The organism is Candidatus Nitrososphaera sp. 86-2 (genome assembly GCF_056726185.1).
Genome location: NZ_JBWZON010000001.1, coordinates 1,629,665 through 1,647,165 on the forward strand (window position 1 = coordinate 1,629,665; position 17,501 = coordinate 1,647,165).

The 17,501-nt window shown below is 43.4% G+C and carries 16 protein-coding genes; 9 read left to right on the forward strand and 7 right to left on the reverse strand.

The window, feature by feature from the left end; genetic code table 11:
• Window positions 1-300: 300 nt before the first annotated feature.
• Both ACYOR7_RS09880 and ACYOR7_RS09885 read left to right on the forward strand, forming a co-directional pair.
• On the forward strand, window positions 301-462 hold the full coding sequence (locus tag ACYOR7_RS09880) for a hypothetical protein (RefSeq protein ID WP_479913778.1): 162 nt from the start codon (window positions 301-303) through the stop codon (window positions 460-462).
• A 74-nt stretch (window positions 463-536) separates the two neighbouring features.
• Window positions 537-710 (forward strand): hypothetical protein, encoded by a 174-nt coding sequence (locus ACYOR7_RS09885; protein WP_479913779.1) that lies wholly within the window; start codon window positions 537-539, stop codon window positions 708-710.
• Window positions 711-1,411: 701 nt separating this feature from the next.
• On the opposite strand, the gene ACYOR7_RS09890 is transcribed toward ACYOR7_RS09885, so the two are convergent.
• Window positions 1,412-1,828 (reverse strand): IPT/TIG domain-containing protein, encoded by a 417-nt coding sequence (locus tag ACYOR7_RS09890; protein ID WP_479913780.1) that lies wholly within the window; start codon window positions 1,826-1,828, stop codon window positions 1,412-1,414.
• Between the two features lie 508 nt (window positions 1,829-2,336).
• Here ACYOR7_RS09890 and ACYOR7_RS09895 point away from each other — a divergent pair.
• Window positions 2,337-2,498: a hypothetical protein gene (locus ACYOR7_RS09895; protein ID WP_479913781.1), complete on the forward strand. Its 162-nt coding sequence runs from the start codon at window positions 2,337-2,339 to the stop codon at window positions 2,496-2,498.
• 1,274 nt (window positions 2,499-3,772) lie between these two features.
• Here ACYOR7_RS09895 and ACYOR7_RS09900 read toward each other — a convergent pair.
• Both ACYOR7_RS09900 and ACYOR7_RS09905 read right to left on the reverse strand, forming a co-directional pair.
• Window positions 3,773-4,129 (reverse strand): four-helix bundle copper-binding protein, encoded by a 357-nt coding sequence (locus ACYOR7_RS09900; RefSeq protein WP_479913782.1) that lies wholly within the window; start codon window positions 4,127-4,129, stop codon window positions 3,773-3,775.
• Window positions 4,130-4,294: 165 nt separating this feature from the next.
• On the reverse strand, window positions 4,295-6,121 hold the full coding sequence (locus ACYOR7_RS09905; protein ID WP_479913783.1) for an FAD-binding protein: 1,827 nt from the start codon (window positions 6,119-6,121) through the stop codon (window positions 4,295-4,297).
• Window positions 6,122-6,404: 283 nt separating this feature from the next.
• On the opposite strand from ACYOR7_RS09905, the gene ACYOR7_RS09910 reads away from it, so the two are divergent.
• A complete protein-coding gene (locus tag ACYOR7_RS09910) occupies window positions 6,405-6,965 on the forward strand; it encodes a hypothetical protein (protein WP_479913784.1) in 561 nt (186 codons plus the stop codon).
• A gap of 260 nt (window positions 6,966-7,225) precedes the next feature.
• On the opposite strand, the gene ACYOR7_RS09915 is transcribed toward ACYOR7_RS09910, so the two are convergent.
• Complete coding sequence (locus ACYOR7_RS09915) at window positions 7,226-8,644, reverse strand: NAD-dependent succinate-semialdehyde dehydrogenase (RefSeq protein ID WP_479913785.1); 1,419 nt, start codon at window positions 8,642-8,644, stop codon at window positions 7,226-7,228.
• Between the two features lie 49 nt (window positions 8,645-8,693).
• Entirely contained in the window at window positions 8,694-9,749 is a 1,056-nt protein-coding gene (locus ACYOR7_RS09920) for an alcohol dehydrogenase (RefSeq protein WP_479913786.1), read from the reverse strand.
• A gap of 358 nt (window positions 9,750-10,107) precedes the next feature.
• Between ACYOR7_RS09920 and ACYOR7_RS09925 the strand changes: the two genes are divergently transcribed.
• The 4 genes from ACYOR7_RS09925 (at window position 10,108) to ACYOR7_RS09940 (ending at window position 13,737) form a co-directional block, all read left to right on the forward strand.
• Window positions 10,108-11,046, forward strand: coding sequence for a DNA-3-methyladenine glycosylase family protein (locus ACYOR7_RS09925; protein WP_479913787.1), 939 nt, complete (start codon window positions 10,108-10,110; stop codon window positions 11,044-11,046).
• Window positions 11,043-11,579, forward strand: coding sequence for a DUF488 domain-containing protein (locus ACYOR7_RS09930; protein WP_479913788.1), 537 nt, complete (start codon window positions 11,043-11,045; stop codon window positions 11,577-11,579). Before ACYOR7_RS09925 ends, ACYOR7_RS09930 begins: the two co-directional genes overlap by 4 nt.
• Before the next feature lie 99 nt (window positions 11,580-11,678).
• Complete coding sequence (locus ACYOR7_RS09935; protein WP_479913789.1) at window positions 11,679-12,224, forward strand: 4Fe-4S dicluster domain-containing protein; 546 nt, start codon at window positions 11,679-11,681, stop codon at window positions 12,222-12,224.
• Window positions 12,225-12,597: 373 nt separating this feature from the next.
• The gene (locus tag ACYOR7_RS09940) at window positions 12,598-13,737 is read left to right on the forward strand and encodes a patatin-like phospholipase family protein (protein WP_479913790.1); all 1,140 of its coding nucleotides are present in this window, start codon (window positions 12,598-12,600) and stop codon (window positions 13,735-13,737) included.
• Window positions 13,738-13,787: 50 nt separating this feature from the next.
• Here the strand turns inward: ACYOR7_RS09940 and ACYOR7_RS09945 are convergent, their stop codons facing one another.
• Both ACYOR7_RS09945 and ACYOR7_RS09950 read right to left on the reverse strand, forming a co-directional pair.
• Window positions 13,788-14,957, reverse strand: a complete 1,170-nt coding sequence (locus tag ACYOR7_RS09945) for a Rieske 2Fe-2S domain-containing protein (RefSeq protein WP_479913791.1) — start codon at window positions 14,955-14,957, stop codon at window positions 13,788-13,790.
• A gap of 335 nt (window positions 14,958-15,292) precedes the next feature.
• The gene (locus ACYOR7_RS09950) at window positions 15,293-15,682 is read right to left on the reverse strand and encodes a hypothetical protein (protein WP_479913792.1); all 390 of its coding nucleotides are present in this window, start codon (window positions 15,680-15,682) and stop codon (window positions 15,293-15,295) included.
• A gap of 94 nt (window positions 15,683-15,776) precedes the next feature.
• Between ACYOR7_RS09950 and ACYOR7_RS09955 the strand changes: the two genes are divergently transcribed.
• Window positions 15,777-17,483 carry an NAD-dependent malic enzyme gene (locus ACYOR7_RS09955; protein ID WP_479913793.1) on the forward strand — a complete coding sequence of 569 codons (1,707 nt, stop codon included), beginning with the start codon at window positions 15,777-15,779 and terminating at the stop codon, window positions 17,481-17,483.
• Window positions 17,484-17,501 lie beyond the last annotated feature (18 nt).

Consider the following 17,501-nt stretch of genomic DNA (forward strand, 5'->3'; position numbering starts at 1 on the left):
GCCCGTCCCTTTTTAGGTTCGGAATCTTTTAGTCCATAGTTCTTAGTATTGGACAAGAACATCTCGTTGATTGTCTAACACTAAAGCGAAAAAGCCGCTCGCCCAATTCAGCTCACCTGCAAGAGTCCTCTCTGAGTCAGCACGGCTTAGGAATGCCTTTATCCTTCGGATAACAATGTCGCAAATGGAAATAGGAAAACGAGGTTTCTATTAAAATAGAAAATGCAAAAGCTCCATTTTCCTCTGTATCGCTGTCTTAGCACCTACTTTCCTTTTTAGTTGCGTATTCATGTGTATTGTATGAACGAACGAGAAGAGAAGACTCCTGCCAACGACTCTAGGCATGCCAAAGCGTTTGAAATCTCTGGCAAAGATCCACTTGACGCACTAACCGAAGCGTTAAGGGTTGAAACGATAAAGATAATGAAAGAAGCCGAAGAGGAATTAGAAAAGAGGAATTAGGAAAATAAAATCCAAAATTGGTGAACAACTAGCTCCAACAAATATTAGTCTTTGAACCCTTCTCTTTTGTAGAAATGAGTGCGGCAAAAGTTGTCACAGAGAATGACGATTCCAAATACGACAGGCACAAGCTAATCCAACTAGGAGTTGATCCAGAATTTCTGAATTTTATGGACGACGATCAGGCGAGAGAATTATTGAAAGGAATGCTTTATCTCATTGCAAAGAAGCAAGATGGATATGCATAGCAAAGTCTTCGGTTAATGTTGAATTTCTTCGTGCGAACAACACTTGCACTCCTTCCAAATACAAGTTGCCGAGTAATTATGGCCGCATTCCAGACATATGCATTCGTTGCATGTAAGTAATTCTTCCTCTTCCGCCATATATGACGAAATATGCGTTTTCATTTTATTTACGACTCTAGTTTACAATGCAACAATCTTGCCTCAATGTACGCCTAACTTTTTTATTTTATTATTCTGAAAAGGTTACCGTTACAAAAACCCGTGTGGCGCCTTAACAACACGGTTAACGGGGTCAGGCTTGGGCTGGCTTGCAGCAGGTAAAGACTTGCGCAATTTGCGTCAGCCACCCCTGACCTCATACTTTTCATAGGATAGATGCGGGCATACCTAATGCATTCGAATCTGCTATGGGGACTAGAAGCCTTCTCAGCAAATTGCTTCTTGCCGATAATCGTCGCTCTTTAGATGCGTATCAAATTCAACCTTGGGCAGACATTCATCGCAGTATCTCTGCTTGACGGTAAATTCTTGGGTATTGAACAGTACATCGTTGGTTGCTGGCTTTGAGCAAAAGTGACAGGTTGAAGGCACAAATTGTTTAAGGGTCCCGTCCCTGTTATCATATGCCGACATGGGAGTAGACAGTCGTCGCTATTATGCAAACCATAATAAAAAAAATGGTGAGTGCTTGACCACCTATTTTAGGTGGTCTTGGTGGCTAAGCTACTTTTCTTAACAACAGTAAAGTCTGCTGTCGCACTCTTGCCTTTGTCGTCGCTAACCTTTATCTGATGTTTGCCTTCTGTTTCGTTCTTTGGAATCTTTAGAGTAAGTGTAAAGCTACCATCGTCCTTTGTAGTTACTCGGTGCTTTGCCTTTAGATCTTTGTTGTCAACGCTGACGCTCAAAGGGCTTTTGGCGCTAAAGTCAGTACCAGTAACGGTAATGTGGGTCCCGGGAGCGCCTGAACTAGGTTGTAGTTTAATCGCAGGCTGCTTTTGTGCGGCTGCAGAAATGTTGTCACCGGGTGTTGCCAGTCCACGAACTGCTATTGCGCTCAAAAGTGCGACAGTCACCATGGCTGCGAGCATTGCAGTTTGTCTTTTTTCAACTTTCATATTTTTGCTCGCTTGAAACTTGCAATTAAAAAAGATTAAAGAGTTTTGCAAAAATTATGCAATGTACATCTGGGCTCTATATCAAATATAGAGTATTGGTATTAACTATGAACATATCTGGCAGAAGTCTGAAAAATATTACAAAGGTTGAAATTCATAAGAATTATCTTTCTTTTTCCCTTGAAAAGCAGCGTGTATGTATGGACTATTTATTGCTCGATTAACCTTGTTACGCCATCAAAGCTTAGGGCTACAAATGTTTAGATTCACTATTGCGACTGTCTCAATTTTCCTACCCTCTTACCTTAAATGTGTGCAGTTAGAGGTGAGATTGCCAAATTCAATCTTGGGGTCAGGCTTGGGCTGGCTTGCAGGTAGGGGCTTGCAATTTGTGCCAGTCACCCCTGACCTTCCACTTGTCTTGTCTTCTCTTCTAGCTCATTTCTAATTTTTCCATTGCACAAAAACTCGTTAATAAAATCGGAGTGAAATTACAGTAGAGGCTTTTATGCCAAAAACAAAAGGTCATCGTTTCACAGAGAAAGAAGACCGGCAAGCAAAACACGTTGCAGAATCCGAGCGGGAACGAGGAAAATCAGCCGAAGATGCAGAAAGAATAGGCTATGCGACAGTAAACAAAGAGAAAAAGGAAAAGAATGAAGAAGATTGACGATCGGCCGGTTGAATTTTTTTTGATAATGGATTAAGCATAGGCGTAAGCGATAGTAGAGGAGGTTATAACACTATCCAGCTATAATTCCACACTAGGCAGACAACTATCACAAAACCTGCGGCGAGCAAGACAATTCTGTACCTCGATCAAGTATTCAACCGTGGCGTCTTCTGAACAGAGATCACATGAATACGGCAGCCTGTTGTCTTTTTGCTCCACCGGTCTCTTTTCAATCTGCATTTTGGGTTGAATCTTTCCTTAGACAATATTATCAATACGCATTGTAGTACTACAACCAGACTTTTCTGACTTGAATAGTGCGGCTCATAATTCTGGACTAGACAAACATTGATCACAACACCGTCGTAGGTGTATACAATTATCTCTCTCCAGATATACTTCTGTGGTTGCTTCTTTTGAACAGAGTTCGCATTCATACGGCAGCCGGTACTTCTTGTGCTCTATAGGTCTGGTCTCAATCAACTGTTGCATGGAAATGACATCAAAATGTTGAAGATATAAAAAATGGGTAACACTGGTCTGTATAAAATTAATAGAGACGAATGGGATCTTACCCCAGACCTACAGCCAGACTTTTCTGGTAAATTCCAGATCTTCTAAAATACCGGCTTTGCTGTACTGTCAACTTATCGTCGGTCAGTATGCGCTCTTGAGACGATCTTTTAGCGTACTATCTACAGACTCGACCTTGGCGGGATATCCTACATTATTGATTAGCCTCTCGATATACGTCTTTGAAAAAATCGCCCGTCTGGGGCCAACATTGTGTTTGACCACCAGACGCCTTTTCCCCGCCTCAGCGCTTTCAAACTCTCGAAAGTACGAACGCCGTCAACACCTTGGCAATGCGTTTACAGTGTCGTTTACTTAACAAGGTAAGCCAGTACTGCAGACTGAAAGGTCCAAGGTTTTGACACTGCTCAATGATTGACCTCCAGCACGTCCTCGCGTTATTCAAGTGGCTCTTTCAAAGGCTATCAACGCTTTCTGGGAAAAGCCAGTTTGGCAAGGAAGAATACTGCAACGTGGTATTACAGCGAAGACTCTCACGCAATCGAGAGTTACACATTAGAAAAGAGGTGCAGGACTTTCTCAGGATGTATTTCGTTTTGAGAACAGTGTTACCAAAGATAATTGTATCCTAGTACTTTTTGTCCGGAAATATATCTTCTAGACATTCCGATGGCCTGGACGATTAGATGGAGAGAGAGCCTGATCACAAGTTGGAATTCCATAGAATCGTTATTTTCCTATCTTCCCATCTTTCGGCATTCATCCGCGCATTTGCGGCACTGCTCCGCGCACATTTTGCAGTGGTCGACATTGTGTCTTTCACATTCCTCGGCGCACGCATCGCAGACGCTTGCGCACAGATCGCAAAATTGCTTTGCAAACTGACTGTCCATAGACATAAGCGACGCAGAAGTCCAGCAGACGGTAGCGCACTCTCTATTGATCTGTGCACAAGGAGCCATCATCTTTACGTCCGATTCCCGCAGGTCTGAAGTGGCACAGAACTCACATGCTTCTGCACAGCGCATGCATGCATTTATGCAGCTCTGCCATTTCGTATTTTGAAGGCTAGTACTGCTGCTACTGGTTGACATATGTGCCGGTCGTATTCATGATATAAACGACTATTCACTATGTGTCGCGCTTCTCATAAAGAGAAAGTTCTTCTCTTTGTTTTCTACAAAAAGTCCATAACATTTTTAGTTCGCAAAAAGATTAAATGACGGCCATGAAAATGAGTATTAGCTCTGTTATTAGTGCTATTCAAATTCGCGTTGGTGCGCTGCTTTGACATGTTCTTTGAGGAAATCTGACAACGGTCCTTTGATTCCTTTAACATTCTGTTTAAACAATACCATTTCCGCTCCAGTCGCAGTTGCTATTCCCTTTCCTTCCTTCTTGCAATAGATATTTACGTTCCATCTCTCATCATCAAGCTTTGGAAAGTCAGATCGGTAATGGGCCCCTCTACTCTCTTGTCGCATCAAGGCACTTCTAATTATGGCTTCACAAGCAACCAGCGATGCTTTTACCTGCAAAGTTATAACAATATTTTCAGAATTATTGTCATCAACTTTGGATACTTCGATAATATTGTCTTTGGAATAAAACTTGTTCTTTAATTCCAAAATACCTTTTAATCCATTTTGAAGTCTTGTCTCCTCTCTTATTATTCCTGCATTCTCTTTCATTAGCTCCTGTATTTCGTTACGAAATTTAATTGGTTCCTTAACTACAAAGACTCCTCCATCATGATAATTATCGTCATCAGTTTTCTTTGCATCATTATCCTCTCCCACTTCTTCTTGTTGCTTTGCCAATTTTGCTGCTTCTTCACCAGCAATGTTTCCAAAAACCATTGTGTCCAGCAGGCTATTTCCACCTAAACGATTAGCGCCATGAATCTGGCTTATTACTTCTCCAACAGCAAATAAACCTGTAATCCTTGTTCTACACTTTATGTCTGCCACGACTCCACCCATAGAATAATGTGCAGTAGGTGCAACCTCCATTTTCTCTTTAGATATATCAATTCCATCCAGTTCTAGGAACTGTTGATACATGGTGGGAAGCCTGTCTTGAATTACTTCCTTTCGTAGATGGGTTATGTCTAGCCAAACTCCACCATGCTCCGTACCTCTTCCAGAAATTATTTCATTATAATTAGCACGAGCCACTACGTCTCGTGGTGCCAGCTCCATTCTTTCAGGCTCGTAATTCTTCATAAACCTCTCGCCTTTTGAATTTAACAGAATGCCTCCTTCACCGCGTATTGCTTCTGTGGCCAGCATGCCCAATGCTTTTTCTGGCCAAACCATTCCAGTAGGATGGAACTGCACCATCTCCATATCTACTAAATCTGCACCTGCTTCGTATGCCAAAGCGACACCTTCTCCATAGTTTTCAAAAAGCCTAGAACTACTCACAGGGTAGACTCGTGTGTATCCACCGGCCGCAAGGATTAAGGACTTGCATTCAAATCTTACAAATTCTTTATTTGCGATATCTACGCCAAGTGCCCCACATACACGCCCATCATCATCGCCGTGATCATCATCATTATTGTCTGATTTTACCCTTAATAATTTCGTGATGTAAACATTGTCTATCATCTTTATTTTCCGTTGATTTACCTGCTCCATCAACACCCGAATTATTTCCTGACCAGTCCAATCTCCGTAAAATACAGTTCTTCTATACGTGTGGGCTCCGAAAAACCGCTGTGTCAGCCTACCGTCTTTTTCCCTATGAAACCTAGCACCCCAATTTACTAGTTCCATTATAGCACCGGGTGCACTTTTGCAAAGTACCTCAACTTTTTCATAGTCAGCAACGAATTCACCCTCCCTCAAGGTATCGCTTGCATGTACCATCCAGTTATCTTGCGGATCCATAGTGCCAAGCGCTGCATTGATACCGCCCCTTGCAAGTGTTGTATGAGGATCACCCCTCTTACTTTTACTAACTATGAGGACATTGGCACTGGCATCATGAGCTGCAATTGCAGCTCGAAGACCTGCAGACCCGCCACCTAGAACTAAGACATCACAGGAGTAGTTTGATTCTTTTTTAGCGTGATCCGGCATTTTTTGTGAATCAAGACATCTTCAGCAAAGTGCTATTTAACAACAGGATTCTCGCTGCTTCTTGGAAAGAGGTATGAAAGCAGGAACTGTTACAATTCGTCCGAGATAAACTATTGATAAATCTATGCACAGGAATCACAGTTACAAATCGCAGGGAAGCAAAATTTCCAATAAGAAGGTTTGACTTCTGGCGTGGTGTTGTTAGTTTCAGTAGATAGCACTAAAATAATTCTGGTTAAATAGCAAGCAGCATTAAATACTGTCTTTCCGTATTATATCATAAATGACATCCGGTCAATACTTTAACAAAGGAGTAAAGGCTCTCGATTCGCCTCACGTCGGACATGTTGTAAGAGAGACGGATGATAAGATAGTAGTATTTGGAGGCGGTGACGACAGATATGATATTCCAAAGTCAGAAATTAAGTTTACTAGTGGCAACGTGCTAATTGACCTGCCGATGTATGAAATCGCAAAAAAGTACAAAGTCAGCAGGGAAGAGCCACTCCCGACTGGAAAGGCAACAAAAGATCCGTGGACAAGGCCAGAAAACGTAGACCTTGCCTCATACGAAAGAGAGTATCCAAAATCGCTGTTCAATAAGGGAGTAAGGACAAATAATGCAGACCACGTCGGACATGTTGTAAAGGAAACGGATAATAAGATAGTAGTATTTGGCCACTTTGACTATCGGTTTGACATTCCAAAATCTGAGATTGTCGCGGCAGGCAGAAACGTCATAGTCAGGCCAGATTTTCCTGAAATACTGAAGTATAGAGTTGACAGAAATGCGCCTTTGCCGACTGGCGAACCAATAGAAAAGTTAGCTGAAGAAGAGCAATAAATTTTGCTCGACATTGAAACATCAATAATGAGTTAGCGATAGCAGCGAGTTCTGCCGATCGCCCTGCCTCTCTGCCTATTTTGATGAATGAATAGGCGGGCGTCATTGTCCGCTGTGTGTAATGCACAATTTCGCAGCCAGAGCTCTTCCTTGTCTCCGATCCATGAAACAAATGTCTCGACATGGAATTTTCCCTGCACAAAGAAAGACAGTAACGATTGTTTGCTACTTTGATTCTGCGCGCAGGCTATTCATCTATCTCACTCGACATGATGATGACTATCCAGCTGATCATAGAAGCGCACGGACTTGATGTTTACAAATTCTAGCATCCCATACCGGGAAAGCTCCCTGCCAAACCCACTTTTCTTTATCCCGCCAAATGGGATTCGAGGGTCAGAAGCCACAGTATTATTTACAGTCACCATGCCTGCTTCGATTTCTCTTGAGAGTTTATCTGCCTTGTCAAGATCTGCAGTCCATATGCTTGCGCCAAGACCATACTCTGAATCATTTGCAATCTTAATTGCTTCCATTTCATCTTCGGCAATAGTTATGGGCGCAACAGGACCAAAGACCTCTTCTCGCGCAACGCGCATTTTTGGCGAAATGTTCTCCAGTATGGTGGGTTTGTAGAAATAGCCTTTGTAGCTACCATGTGCCAACCGTTCGCCTCCCGTCAGTACTTTTGCGCCGTTTTTGACAGCATCCTGAACTAAGGATTCGATGTTGTTTAGCGCACTTTCGTTTACAAGGGGACCCATGTCCGTGCTATCTATAAGAGGATCGCCTACGACAAGTTTCTCTGTTTTCTGGATAAATTGCTCTATGAACTCGTTTGCCGCTTTCTTTGTTACAATGAACCGCTTTGACGCAATGCAGCTTTGTCCACAATTGATAAATCTTCCCTTGACAGCACCGCTTGATGCCTTTTCTATATCTGCATCTTCGCAGACGATGAAGGGGTCGCTACCCCCTAGTTCAAGCACGCACTTTTTTATCTGTGACGTTGCCCTTTGCGCGACCTTGGCACCTGCAGACACGCTTCCGGTAAAAGTGACTGCACTCACATTCGAATCTATGAGTGTGTTTGCGATGGACGAATCGCCAACCAGCGTCTGAAAGACTCCATCAGGCAGCCCCGCCTCCCTGAATGTATTTTCAATCTCTATACCACACTGCATAGTGGCACTTGCAGGTTTTAACACAACGGTATTGCCAACCATGAGTGAAGGAGCTGCAAACCTCAATGCCTGCCAATAAGGAAAATTCCACGGCATTATGCTTCCAATAACGCCCAGAGGTTCAAATGTTATGAAACTCTTCCTTGCATTCGTATTGATCAGCTCATCGCCGACAAAGATGCTGCCATTGTCCGCATAATAGTCCATTGTCATCGCGCATTTTTCCACTTCCGAACGGGATTCTTTAATCGCCTTGCCCATCTCGCTCGTTGCAACTTTCGCAAGCTCTTCCTTGTTCTTTCTTAACTGAGAAGCAAAGTTGTGAAGAAAATCCGCCCTCTTGTTTTGACCTCCCTTCTTATTGTTTTTCCATTCGCCAAATGTCTCTTTCGCTTTCTTGACCGCCGCTAGGATTTGTTCTTCTGTCATCATATCATATTCTTTGATGACTTGTCCCGTCGAGGGATTGACGGTCTTTATCTTGTTGTTCATCATTATTACTACTCAACTGACCTTGGTTGCATCAAATATCGGGAAATGGATGTCAAGGCTTGAGAACGCCCCTTCCGGTTATTTTGCCTTCCTTCAACATCGTCAGCGCCTCTGTTGCTTGCTCAAGTTTGAATTTATGGGAAACAATGGGCTTGATGACCCCTCTTTCAGTCAGAGATACCAGTTCTGCTAAGTCCCTTAGATTTCCAGTATATGAGCCAATCAGCCTGTACGCTCTAGTCGGCATTGAAACCAGATTTAGCTTTAATTCGCCCCCATAGAGTCCTACGAGTACTACTTTGGCTCTTCTTCTCAATATCTGCATGTCTGTTTCTACCGTCTTGGAAGCATTGACAAAGTCAATAACCGAATCTGCACCCAGTTTGTTTGTCAACTCCATTACGCCTTTTACGGGATCGTCTTTCTTGGAGTTAATAACGAAGTCTGCACCGTTACTTTTTGCAACCTGCAGTTTTTCGTCGTCTATATCCATCGCAATTACGCGGGCACCCGTGAGGGATTTTATTACTTGGATGGCCATCAAACCCAGTCCGCCGACGCCAACTATGACGACGTCCTCGTCTGGTCTTAATGATGCATTCTTTACTGCAGTATATGCCGTTAGCGCGGAGCAGGACAATATTGCTGCTACATCGACATCCAGCTTATCATCTATTTTTATCAAATACTTGTAGCTGGGAACCAGCACGTATTCTGCGTAGCCGCCTTCAGTATAGACACCAAGAGACCGAGGTTTATCGCAGAGATTTTCTTCTCCTGCTCTGCACGCGGGGCAAGTTCCATCGCCGATCCAGGGAAATACAATTACCCGGTCTCCTCGACTAAGGCCCTCAACGCCTTCGCCCGTGGCTTCGACTACTCCAGCAATTTCATGACCTGGAGTCAGAGGATATTTTACTCCTCTATCGGTAGTCTTCATGAATTGACCTTCAATTCCCTCATAGCCTCCTTCCCACAGATGGATATCGCTATGACAAACTCCTGAAGAAATAATTCGAACCAGAACCTCTACGCCCTTGGACTTTGGTGTTTCAAGCTGTTGTATTTGCAATGGTTCCTTCACATGGACAATTCTCGCAGCTTTCATCGCGACACATTGTAAACTGGGTAACCAATTCTTTAAAGGGTTACAGTTCTTTTGCAATCAAATGCATTGTCAAGAATACCTTTTGCTGTCAAGTGGGATTAAGAATACTTTTTAATGGAACAGTCTTCTAAAGACAGTCTTTAATGCTGACACAAAGTATGCTAGCATATACCGTCCAATCTGCCATGATCTGAAGGACTGCTTTCCACCATCAACAACAACATCACAACAACTCTAATGGGATTGCTCTCGTGTAAATCGGCCCTCTGGAGCGATGTATTGCGGAGCCCAAGCATGGACACAATCTCTGCCAATCATGAATATAAACAAATTTGACGTGTATAGATATGCATCATTAATGGTAGATTCGATTGCTCTCTCCGCTGTAGCCCCATTTCGACTCGATTTTACCGTGTGGGCTCTTCGAAGAAGAGATACGAACATTGTTGACCGATGGGATGGAACCAAGTATGTACGGATACTTACTTTCAATAATGAACCCGTAAAGATAGCTGTCAGACAGGAAGGCACCACCAATGATCCAAAAATTGCCATTACCTTGCAAAGTAAGAAGAGGGCAATGACCCCAGTTCGCGCACAAAAAGATGCTCAAGTACTCGTTCAAAAAATGCTTGGCCTTGATCGGGATTTGACTCCTTTGTATACACTGGCAAGAAACAACGAGGACGCCGTACTTATTTCGCTTGGTCAACAATTCTTGGGAGTTAAGCCGCCTTGCTTCCCTAACATCTTTGAGACACTCATAAATGCAATTGCATGTCAACAGGTAACACTTGACCTGGCAATTTTGATGCTTAATCGCTTATCTGTAAAGTTCGGGTTAGAATTTGAAGATGATGTTGATGGGACTCTCCTGCATGCTTTTCCAAGACCGGAGGATTTGGCGGATGTTTCAGAGCAAGAGATGAGAAAATTAGGGTTTAGTCGCCAGAAGGCAAGGGCAATAAAAGAACTAGCGATGGCTGTGGTAGATAATGAAATTCAGCTGAATAATCTCTCGAAGATGACCAACGAGCAAATTATCAAGTATATATCATCGATACGCGGCATAGGACGATGGTCTGCAGAATATGCGCTCTTGCGAGGCTTTGGCAGAATAGATACATTTCCGGGTGACGACATTGGTGCTCAGAATAATCTTGAGCAATTATTTCGCCTCGATAAAAAGCCAGACTATGCAGAGGTCAAAAAGTTGACATCACGATGGCACCCGTATGAAGGGCTTGTCTATTTCCATTTGTTGCTAAATAAGTTGCAGATGAGAGGAATTATATGAAAACTGGAGCCATCGTCTATACCATAGGTCACTCCACTCGTACAATTAATGAATTCATTAAAATACTTCGAGCATATAAGATTCAAGCGGTTGTTGACGTCCGAACAATTCCTAGATCCCGCCACAATCCTCAGTTTAATGAGGAGGAACTAAGGGCAAATTTACTCAAAAATGACATCGGATACATCCATCTGGAGGGGTTAGGAGGTCTGCGACATACAACCAAAGCATCAGTCAATACTGCTTGGAGAAATTCATCATTTCGCGGTTTTGCCGATTATATGCAAACATCAGAATTTAAGAATAGCATAGAACTACTCATCAAAATTTCTGCAGAGAAACAAACGGTCATTATGTGCGCGGAAGCCGTCCCTTGGCGATGTCACAGGTCACTCATTGGAGACGCTCTAGTGATACGCAACATTCGTGTGGAAGATATCATGAGTGAGAACACAAGCAAACCTCATGCACTAACATGGTTCGCAAAAGTAGATGGAAATAAGATTACCTATCCTGAAGTCGATGATCCATGAAATCTGTACACAGAGGAGCAAGCAACTACTATCATTAATTTGCAATCGGTTGCATAGTGGTTGTAACTCTTTAAGGCTTATTCGTCTAACGTACAGACTATGCCAATAGATCCAGAATTTCCTAAAAATCAACAGGTGATAGGCAAACATAGCCATTCAGATGGTCAACACTTCCATTTCGTATGGGGGCCGGGGAGAACTGCAGAGGCCGCAGAAAACGAAGAGGTGAAAAAAGCCTACGAGGCCAGAGGAGAGCAGCTCGTTCCACTCGGCGTGCATGGCACGATGGTCGCGCTCGATTGGGACTCTTGCATCGCAGATGGTGCGTGCATAGAGGTATGCCCTGTCCAGGTTTATCAGTGGTACAGAACAGAGCAAGATGTACCGGGGACAGAGCTGCAGAATGGAACAAGTGCAGGTTCTGGAGAGGATCATAACCGTGAAGGCCGAAAGGACTACACCGACAAGTCTGACCCAATTAGGGAGCATGACTGTATCTGGTGCATGGCCTGTGTGTCCGTGTGTCCTACGCAGGCAATCAAGGTGGACCAGGCAAACCTCGAATACCATGAAAAAGCGGCAGGAACGTTTAACGAGGCATTGGCAAAGAGCAGTGCTCCGCCGCCGCATGCACACGAAGCATAGTTCAGTGAGGAGGGCTCGGATATAGCAAGGCGGATGAATAAAATGCAATCCAAGATTACCATTACCAAAAAAAGTTTAACAAAAACAAAAGGGTATACGTATTTCTTACTATGTGGCAACTGTTTCTGGTGTGTATCAGTAATCAAGCCTAATAATAGATGGCGCAGCGATTTCGCTAATGCCATCTGCCCTGTATGCAATGATCAGAATTTGAGAGCATTACCAACATCTATTGACACACTCTAGTTACACGATATAGGAAGAGGTAGCCTAGCAAAAGGATGAAAGCCACTTCAAGAATACCGGCAGATACGCATCAAGGCTGCGTTTTAGGTACTCTTAATAATCAACTTCGCAATGTACCCCCTACGTAATGTCACTACGTGAATTAAAAATAAGGCATGTGCAAAAACTGCAATCCGAGACGGTTCTCGTCATGCAGGGCGGGGGCTCATTAGGTGCGTATGAATGTGGAGTGTATAAGGCGCTATCCAAACGTGGTATAAAGTTTGACATAGTCGCGGGAACATCGATAGGAGCCGTCAATGCAGCAATAGTGGCAGGCTCAAAGAATGACAATCCGGAAAGAGATCTAGAGGATTTTTGGTTGGACGTGGCTGAAAGAGTAACTGGCTCTATTATTCCAGATAACCTAAGAGCGGTCATGTCTTTATGGTATGCTGCTCTGTACGGTAATGCCAAGATGTTTTTTCCTGCCTGGTACATGGCACCAAGCCTAAACTACACTCCTGTAGGCTATTTTACATCCATACGGCCGCCGTATATGTACGACCTTGCCATCCTGAAAAGAACCTTGGAAAGATATGTTGATTTTTCAAAATTGAACAGCAACAATGTTCCTAGACTTATAGTTACAGCCACCAACATCAAGAACAGTAAAGCAGTATTGTTCGATAGCATGACGACAAATATTGATGCTGATCACATAGTAGCATGTGCCAGTTATCCCTTTTATGGTATAGGTTGGACTGAGAAAGATGGTCAGTTCCTTTGGGATGGAGCACTGCTTAGTAACACTCCGCTCAGGGAAGTGATTGAAGCATCGCCAAAGCGCGACAAAAAAGTGTACATTGTAAATCTATTTCCACATGTCCAGGAGGAATTGCCGGAAAATATGTTTGACATCTGGCACAGAGCCAGAGATATTATGCACACGGACAAGACTGATAGCAATGTGAGACTATCGAAGGCGATCTCAGGATACCTATTATTGCTAAGAGAAATGCACGATATCTTAAGCAATGCTCCGCTCGATAAAGAACTGCACGAAAGATTCACCAAGATAGAGCCCGATTATCACAAGTTAGCTGATGCAAGAGGCGCAATAATTGATGAAATAACGAAAATTGAAAGGAGTGAAAATGTGCCTTTCCTTTTTGAAGATGCGGATTTTTCCCTTGCTACTATAAAGAATCTGATAAAACAAGGAGAAGAAGATGCTGAGAAAGTCATAGCGGAAAAAGAAAAAGGAAAAGCAGACGACAGAAACTAAGACCCAAGCTAATCTGATTCCATTCCAGTGAGAATCTCAGAGATTTTAGTCTAATAGCCAGTAAATGCCTCTGTCCTGATCCTGTCGCCGGATACTCCGATTTCCTCTGACAATAGCTCTCGCATGGCGTTCAACATTGCAGGGGGGCCACATGTATAAAATATCGAATTCTTCAGTTCGTCACTGCTCAGATGCCTTGCCAACATAGCTTTGTTTATCATCCCCTTTTCGCCGATCCATTCAGGTGTCGTTAGTGACTGAGGAGTCTCGGGTTGTTCCTGCTCTCCGGTGATTGTATAGATGATCTTCAAATTCTTGTTGAGATTTGCCCATCTATCAAATTCATCTTTGTACAGGACATTTGCACGGTTCCGATTAGAATCAAACATCGTTATCTTTAGTGCTAATTGCTTATCCGTAGCATACTTTATCATACTTCTAAAGGGAGTCACTCCGATACCCCCTGTCAGCAGCACTACTGGCGATGAGTTATCCTCAGGAAGAGTAAATTTGCCTGCAGGAGCTGTAATTTTGACAGAGGCACCTACGTCGAGCTTTGATAGCTTTTGCTTGAATGGAGTATCTCTTATTCTTGTACTAATAAGTATGCCTTCCTTTTCTGTTGGAGAAGAGGCTATCGTAAAAGACCGCGTCGGACCCTCGGGATCTTCCCTTGTACCAAGATCGACTATAGAATACTGCCCTGCCTTGTAATTTAGGTAGTTTTCGCTGTCGCTACGAGAGAACCGAAATGACATAATGTCCGTCCCTTTTTGCGAGAACTTCTCTAGCAACTTTAATTCGAATTTCAGCGGTCTTGCCGGCACAGCGTCCGCTGCAACTGCGTTTTCTTGTCGCGCGATGCGTGTGCTACTCCCGCTATCGGAATGAGATGCGCCAGAATCTGTATCTATCGAAATCAGTCCGCTTTTCTCTTCGACTTCAACTCTATAAGAGCGCAGGTCAGTAACCCAATCAGTTTCAGGCGATGCTTTAGCTGTTCGTATGTCAAAAATGCCCTGATGCCATGGACAGATAAGTGAATATTCTTCGATGGATCCTTCCTCTAAGGGACCGCCTTCATGGGAGCAAACTGCGTCCATTGCATAAATCTTACCCGATACCAAGGCTAGAACAATTGGTTTACCATCAACATCGACTCTGACTGGTTTGCGCTCTTGTAAATCCACTTTTCTAAACGCCGTATTGTACCTTGTCATATATCATACCTGTTTTTGAATGATATAAGGCATTCCTCAGGCGAACGAATCTGAAAAAACAGATTTACAAAAAGCGCCGTAGATTGATAAATGTGGTCAGAGCGGTATCTCTTATCCCATTATCCACTAAATGACTATGGCCTCAAACTCACGCCGTAATGGTCATTTGAACTCCATTTATTCAGATTGTGCTCTTCTTGTCGGTCGGTCAGTCAGTCAGTGGATGCTAATGCAATACAATCATCGAATCAAAAAGGAAGAAATGCATTTAATGATATGAAGAATATGATGTGCGTATTTTGCAGTCATTCAGAAAATCTACTATCCGGCGAATGCTATGCCACTGCAATAAGCCGATGCTGTTTCATGATCGGGAGTATCTTGCTCAAAATGATTGATTCGTGATCTGCGGTAACGTCAAACGATACCATCAAAAGTGCAAAACGGCTATCATTTAGTAAAATAGATGCCCTCTTTACCTTTTCATACAACGCAAAGGTGTAAATGGTCCTTCCCAAGTTGGATTCATAATCTTCTCGGGTTTTCATTCTCAAAGTCGCTTTTATGGCATTGCTCGACACTTCTTCACTAGTAAGTAGTGGTTCCATCCCTTGTCTATACCTTGTAGCAACTAACCTGCCCATTTGGTTTGCAATCCCAACGAATCTGATAGAATTATCTAATTTCAGAAGTTTGTCGCATAATTCTTCTGCATCCTTCATCATTGAATACAATGCAACGCCTAAGATTTTAGCTTTTAGATGATGAAAGTAAAATAACCATAAGGCTGATATCATTTGTGACGCATCCTTGTACTAAATGAATGAGGATGGCGAGTCAGTTATTGAAACAGAATTATCGGGAAAAGATTTGTTGTCAAACCCTGTTCTAAATAAGGGCACAGCCTTTACTTACGAGGAACGAGTTCGTCTTGAACTGCACGGATTGTTACCTCCGGTAATAGAGACTTTAGAACAACAATGTGTGCGGGCATATGAGGCGTACAAAAGAAAGGACGATGATCTGGAACGTCATATATTTTTGCGAGCTTTGCAGGACACGAACGAGACCCTCTTTTACGCTTTACTTTACCGTCATATCGCTGAAATGGCTCCCATCATCTATACACCAGTCGTTGCGCAGGGTTGCATTAATTTCTCGCACATTTATCGCCGTCCTCGCGGTCTGTTTTTGTCCTATCCATTGATGGACAAGATGGATGATATGATAGAAAACCGCCCATATCGTGATGTTGATGTAATTGTAGTAACAGATGGTGAACGTATTCTGGGAGTGGGTGATCAGGGGGCCGGTGGAATGGGAATTCCAATTGGCAAGCTTTCACTCTATACGTTGGTTGGAGGGATTGACCCTCAGCGGACCCTTCCAATTCTGCTTGACGTGGGTACAAATAATGCTGATCGCCTGCATGACCCAGAATACGTAGGCTGGCGCCACGAAAGAATAACAGGGCAGCCTTACTGGGATTTTGTGGACAAGTTTGTCAGTTGCATAAAGCGAAAGCTTCCACATGTCTTGCTGCAGTGGGAAGATTTTGCAAAACCCCACGCTCGTCCAATCCTTGACAGGTATCGTGACAGCGTCTGCACGTTCAATGATGATATCCAAGGCACTGCTGCTGTGACATTAGGAGCGTTGTATAAGGCCCTAAAAATTACAAAAAGGCAGTTTTCAGATCAGAAGGTCGTAATTCTTGGCGCGGGAAGTGCGGGAACTGGGATTGCCGAGTATATTCTGGCAGCCATGGTGTCAGAAGGAATGGGGGAAGTGGACGCTCGCAAGCATTTCTTTCTTCTGGACAGTAAGGGCCTGCTACATACAGATAGAATAAACTTGACACCGGTTCAACAGAAATTTGCACAGTCTTTCGCACTGGTATCCAGCTGGAGAGCGAATAATAATGAAGAGGTAGGGCTTGCGGAGGTTATTGAGAACATTTCAGCTACAATCCTTATCGGCGTTTCGAGCCAGCCGCATCGATTCACTGAACAAATTATCAAAGAAATGGCAAGGAAGGTCGAAAGACCCATTGTTTTTCCCCTATCAAATCCCTATGATCGAGCAGAAGCTGTCCCAGAAGACCTCATACGTTGGACAGATGGTCGTGCTCTTGTAGCGACCGGGACAGAATTCCCTCCGGTTTCACTAAAAGGCAAGACATTCAAAATAGCACAGTGCAACAATTTTTACATCTTTCCTGCGATAGGCCTTGCTGTGATAGCTTCAGGCGCAAGGCGAGTGACCGACGGGATGATGGTAGCAGCATCTAAGGCTCTTGGCAGCATTGCTTCAGATAATGTTAACACCGATACGCAATTGCTCCCACCAATTGAGAGTATGAAAGATGTAGCCATTTCTATTGCAGTTGTAGCTGGACTCCAGGCTCAACAGGACGGTGTGGCTCAGACAAAGAGCGAAGAAGAATTGCGCAGACAGGTGCAACAAAGATTTTGGATTCCAAAATATCGCGACTACAAATCTATCAAAAAAGATACCTCAAATTAGGGCTAATGGATTTGTTGT

Coding starts and splice junctions, on each gene's coding strand:
- ACYOR7_RS09920 (WP_479913786.1), bottom strand. CDS start 9,749: ATGAAAGCTGCGAGAATTGTCCATGTGAAGGAACCATTGCAAATACAA.
- ACYOR7_RS09940 (WP_479913790.1), top strand. CDS start 12,598: ATGTCACTACGTGAATTAAAAATAAGGCATGTGCAAAAACTGCAATCC.
- ACYOR7_RS09925 (WP_479913787.1), top strand. CDS start 10,108: ATGGTAGATTCGATTGCTCTCTCCGCTGTAGCCCCATTTCGACTCGAT.
- ACYOR7_RS09930 (WP_479913788.1), top strand. CDS start 11,043: ATGAAAACTGGAGCCATCGTCTATACCATAGGTCACTCCACTCGTACA.
- ACYOR7_RS09905 (WP_479913783.1), bottom strand. CDS start 6,121: ATGCCGGATCACGCTAAAAAAGAATCAAACTACTCCTGTGATGTCTTA.
- ACYOR7_RS09915 (WP_479913785.1), bottom strand. CDS start 8,644: ATGATGAACAACAAGATAAAGACCGTCAATCCCTCGACGGGACAAGTC.
- ACYOR7_RS09935 (WP_479913789.1), top strand. CDS start 11,679: ATGCCAATAGATCCAGAATTTCCTAAAAATCAACAGGTGATAGGCAAA.
- ACYOR7_RS09885 (WP_479913779.1), top strand. CDS start 537: ATGAGTGCGGCAAAAGTTGTCACAGAGAATGACGATTCCAAATACGAC.
- ACYOR7_RS09945 (WP_479913791.1), bottom strand. CDS start 14,957: ATGACAAGGTACAATACGGCGTTTAGAAAAGTGGATTTACAAGAGCGC.
- ACYOR7_RS09880 (WP_479913778.1), top strand. CDS start 301: ATGAACGAACGAGAAGAGAAGACTCCTGCCAACGACTCTAGGCATGCC.
- ACYOR7_RS09890 (WP_479913780.1), bottom strand. CDS start 1,828: ATGAAAGTTGAAAAAAGACAAACTGCAATGCTCGCAGCCATGGTGACT.
- ACYOR7_RS09910 (WP_479913784.1), top strand. CDS start 6,405: ATGACATCCGGTCAATACTTTAACAAAGGAGTAAAGGCTCTCGATTCG.
- ACYOR7_RS09900 (WP_479913782.1), bottom strand. CDS start 4,129: ATGTCAACCAGTAGCAGCAGTACTAGCCTTCAAAATACGAAATGGCAG.
- ACYOR7_RS09955 (WP_479913793.1), top strand. CDS start 15,777: ATGAATGAGGATGGCGAGTCAGTTATTGAAACAGAATTATCGGGAAAA.
- ACYOR7_RS09950 (WP_479913792.1), bottom strand. CDS start 15,682: ATGATGAAGGATGCAGAAGAATTATGCGACAAACTTCTGAAATTAGAT.
- ACYOR7_RS09895 (WP_479913781.1), top strand. CDS start 2,337: ATGCCAAAAACAAAAGGTCATCGTTTCACAGAGAAAGAAGACCGGCAA.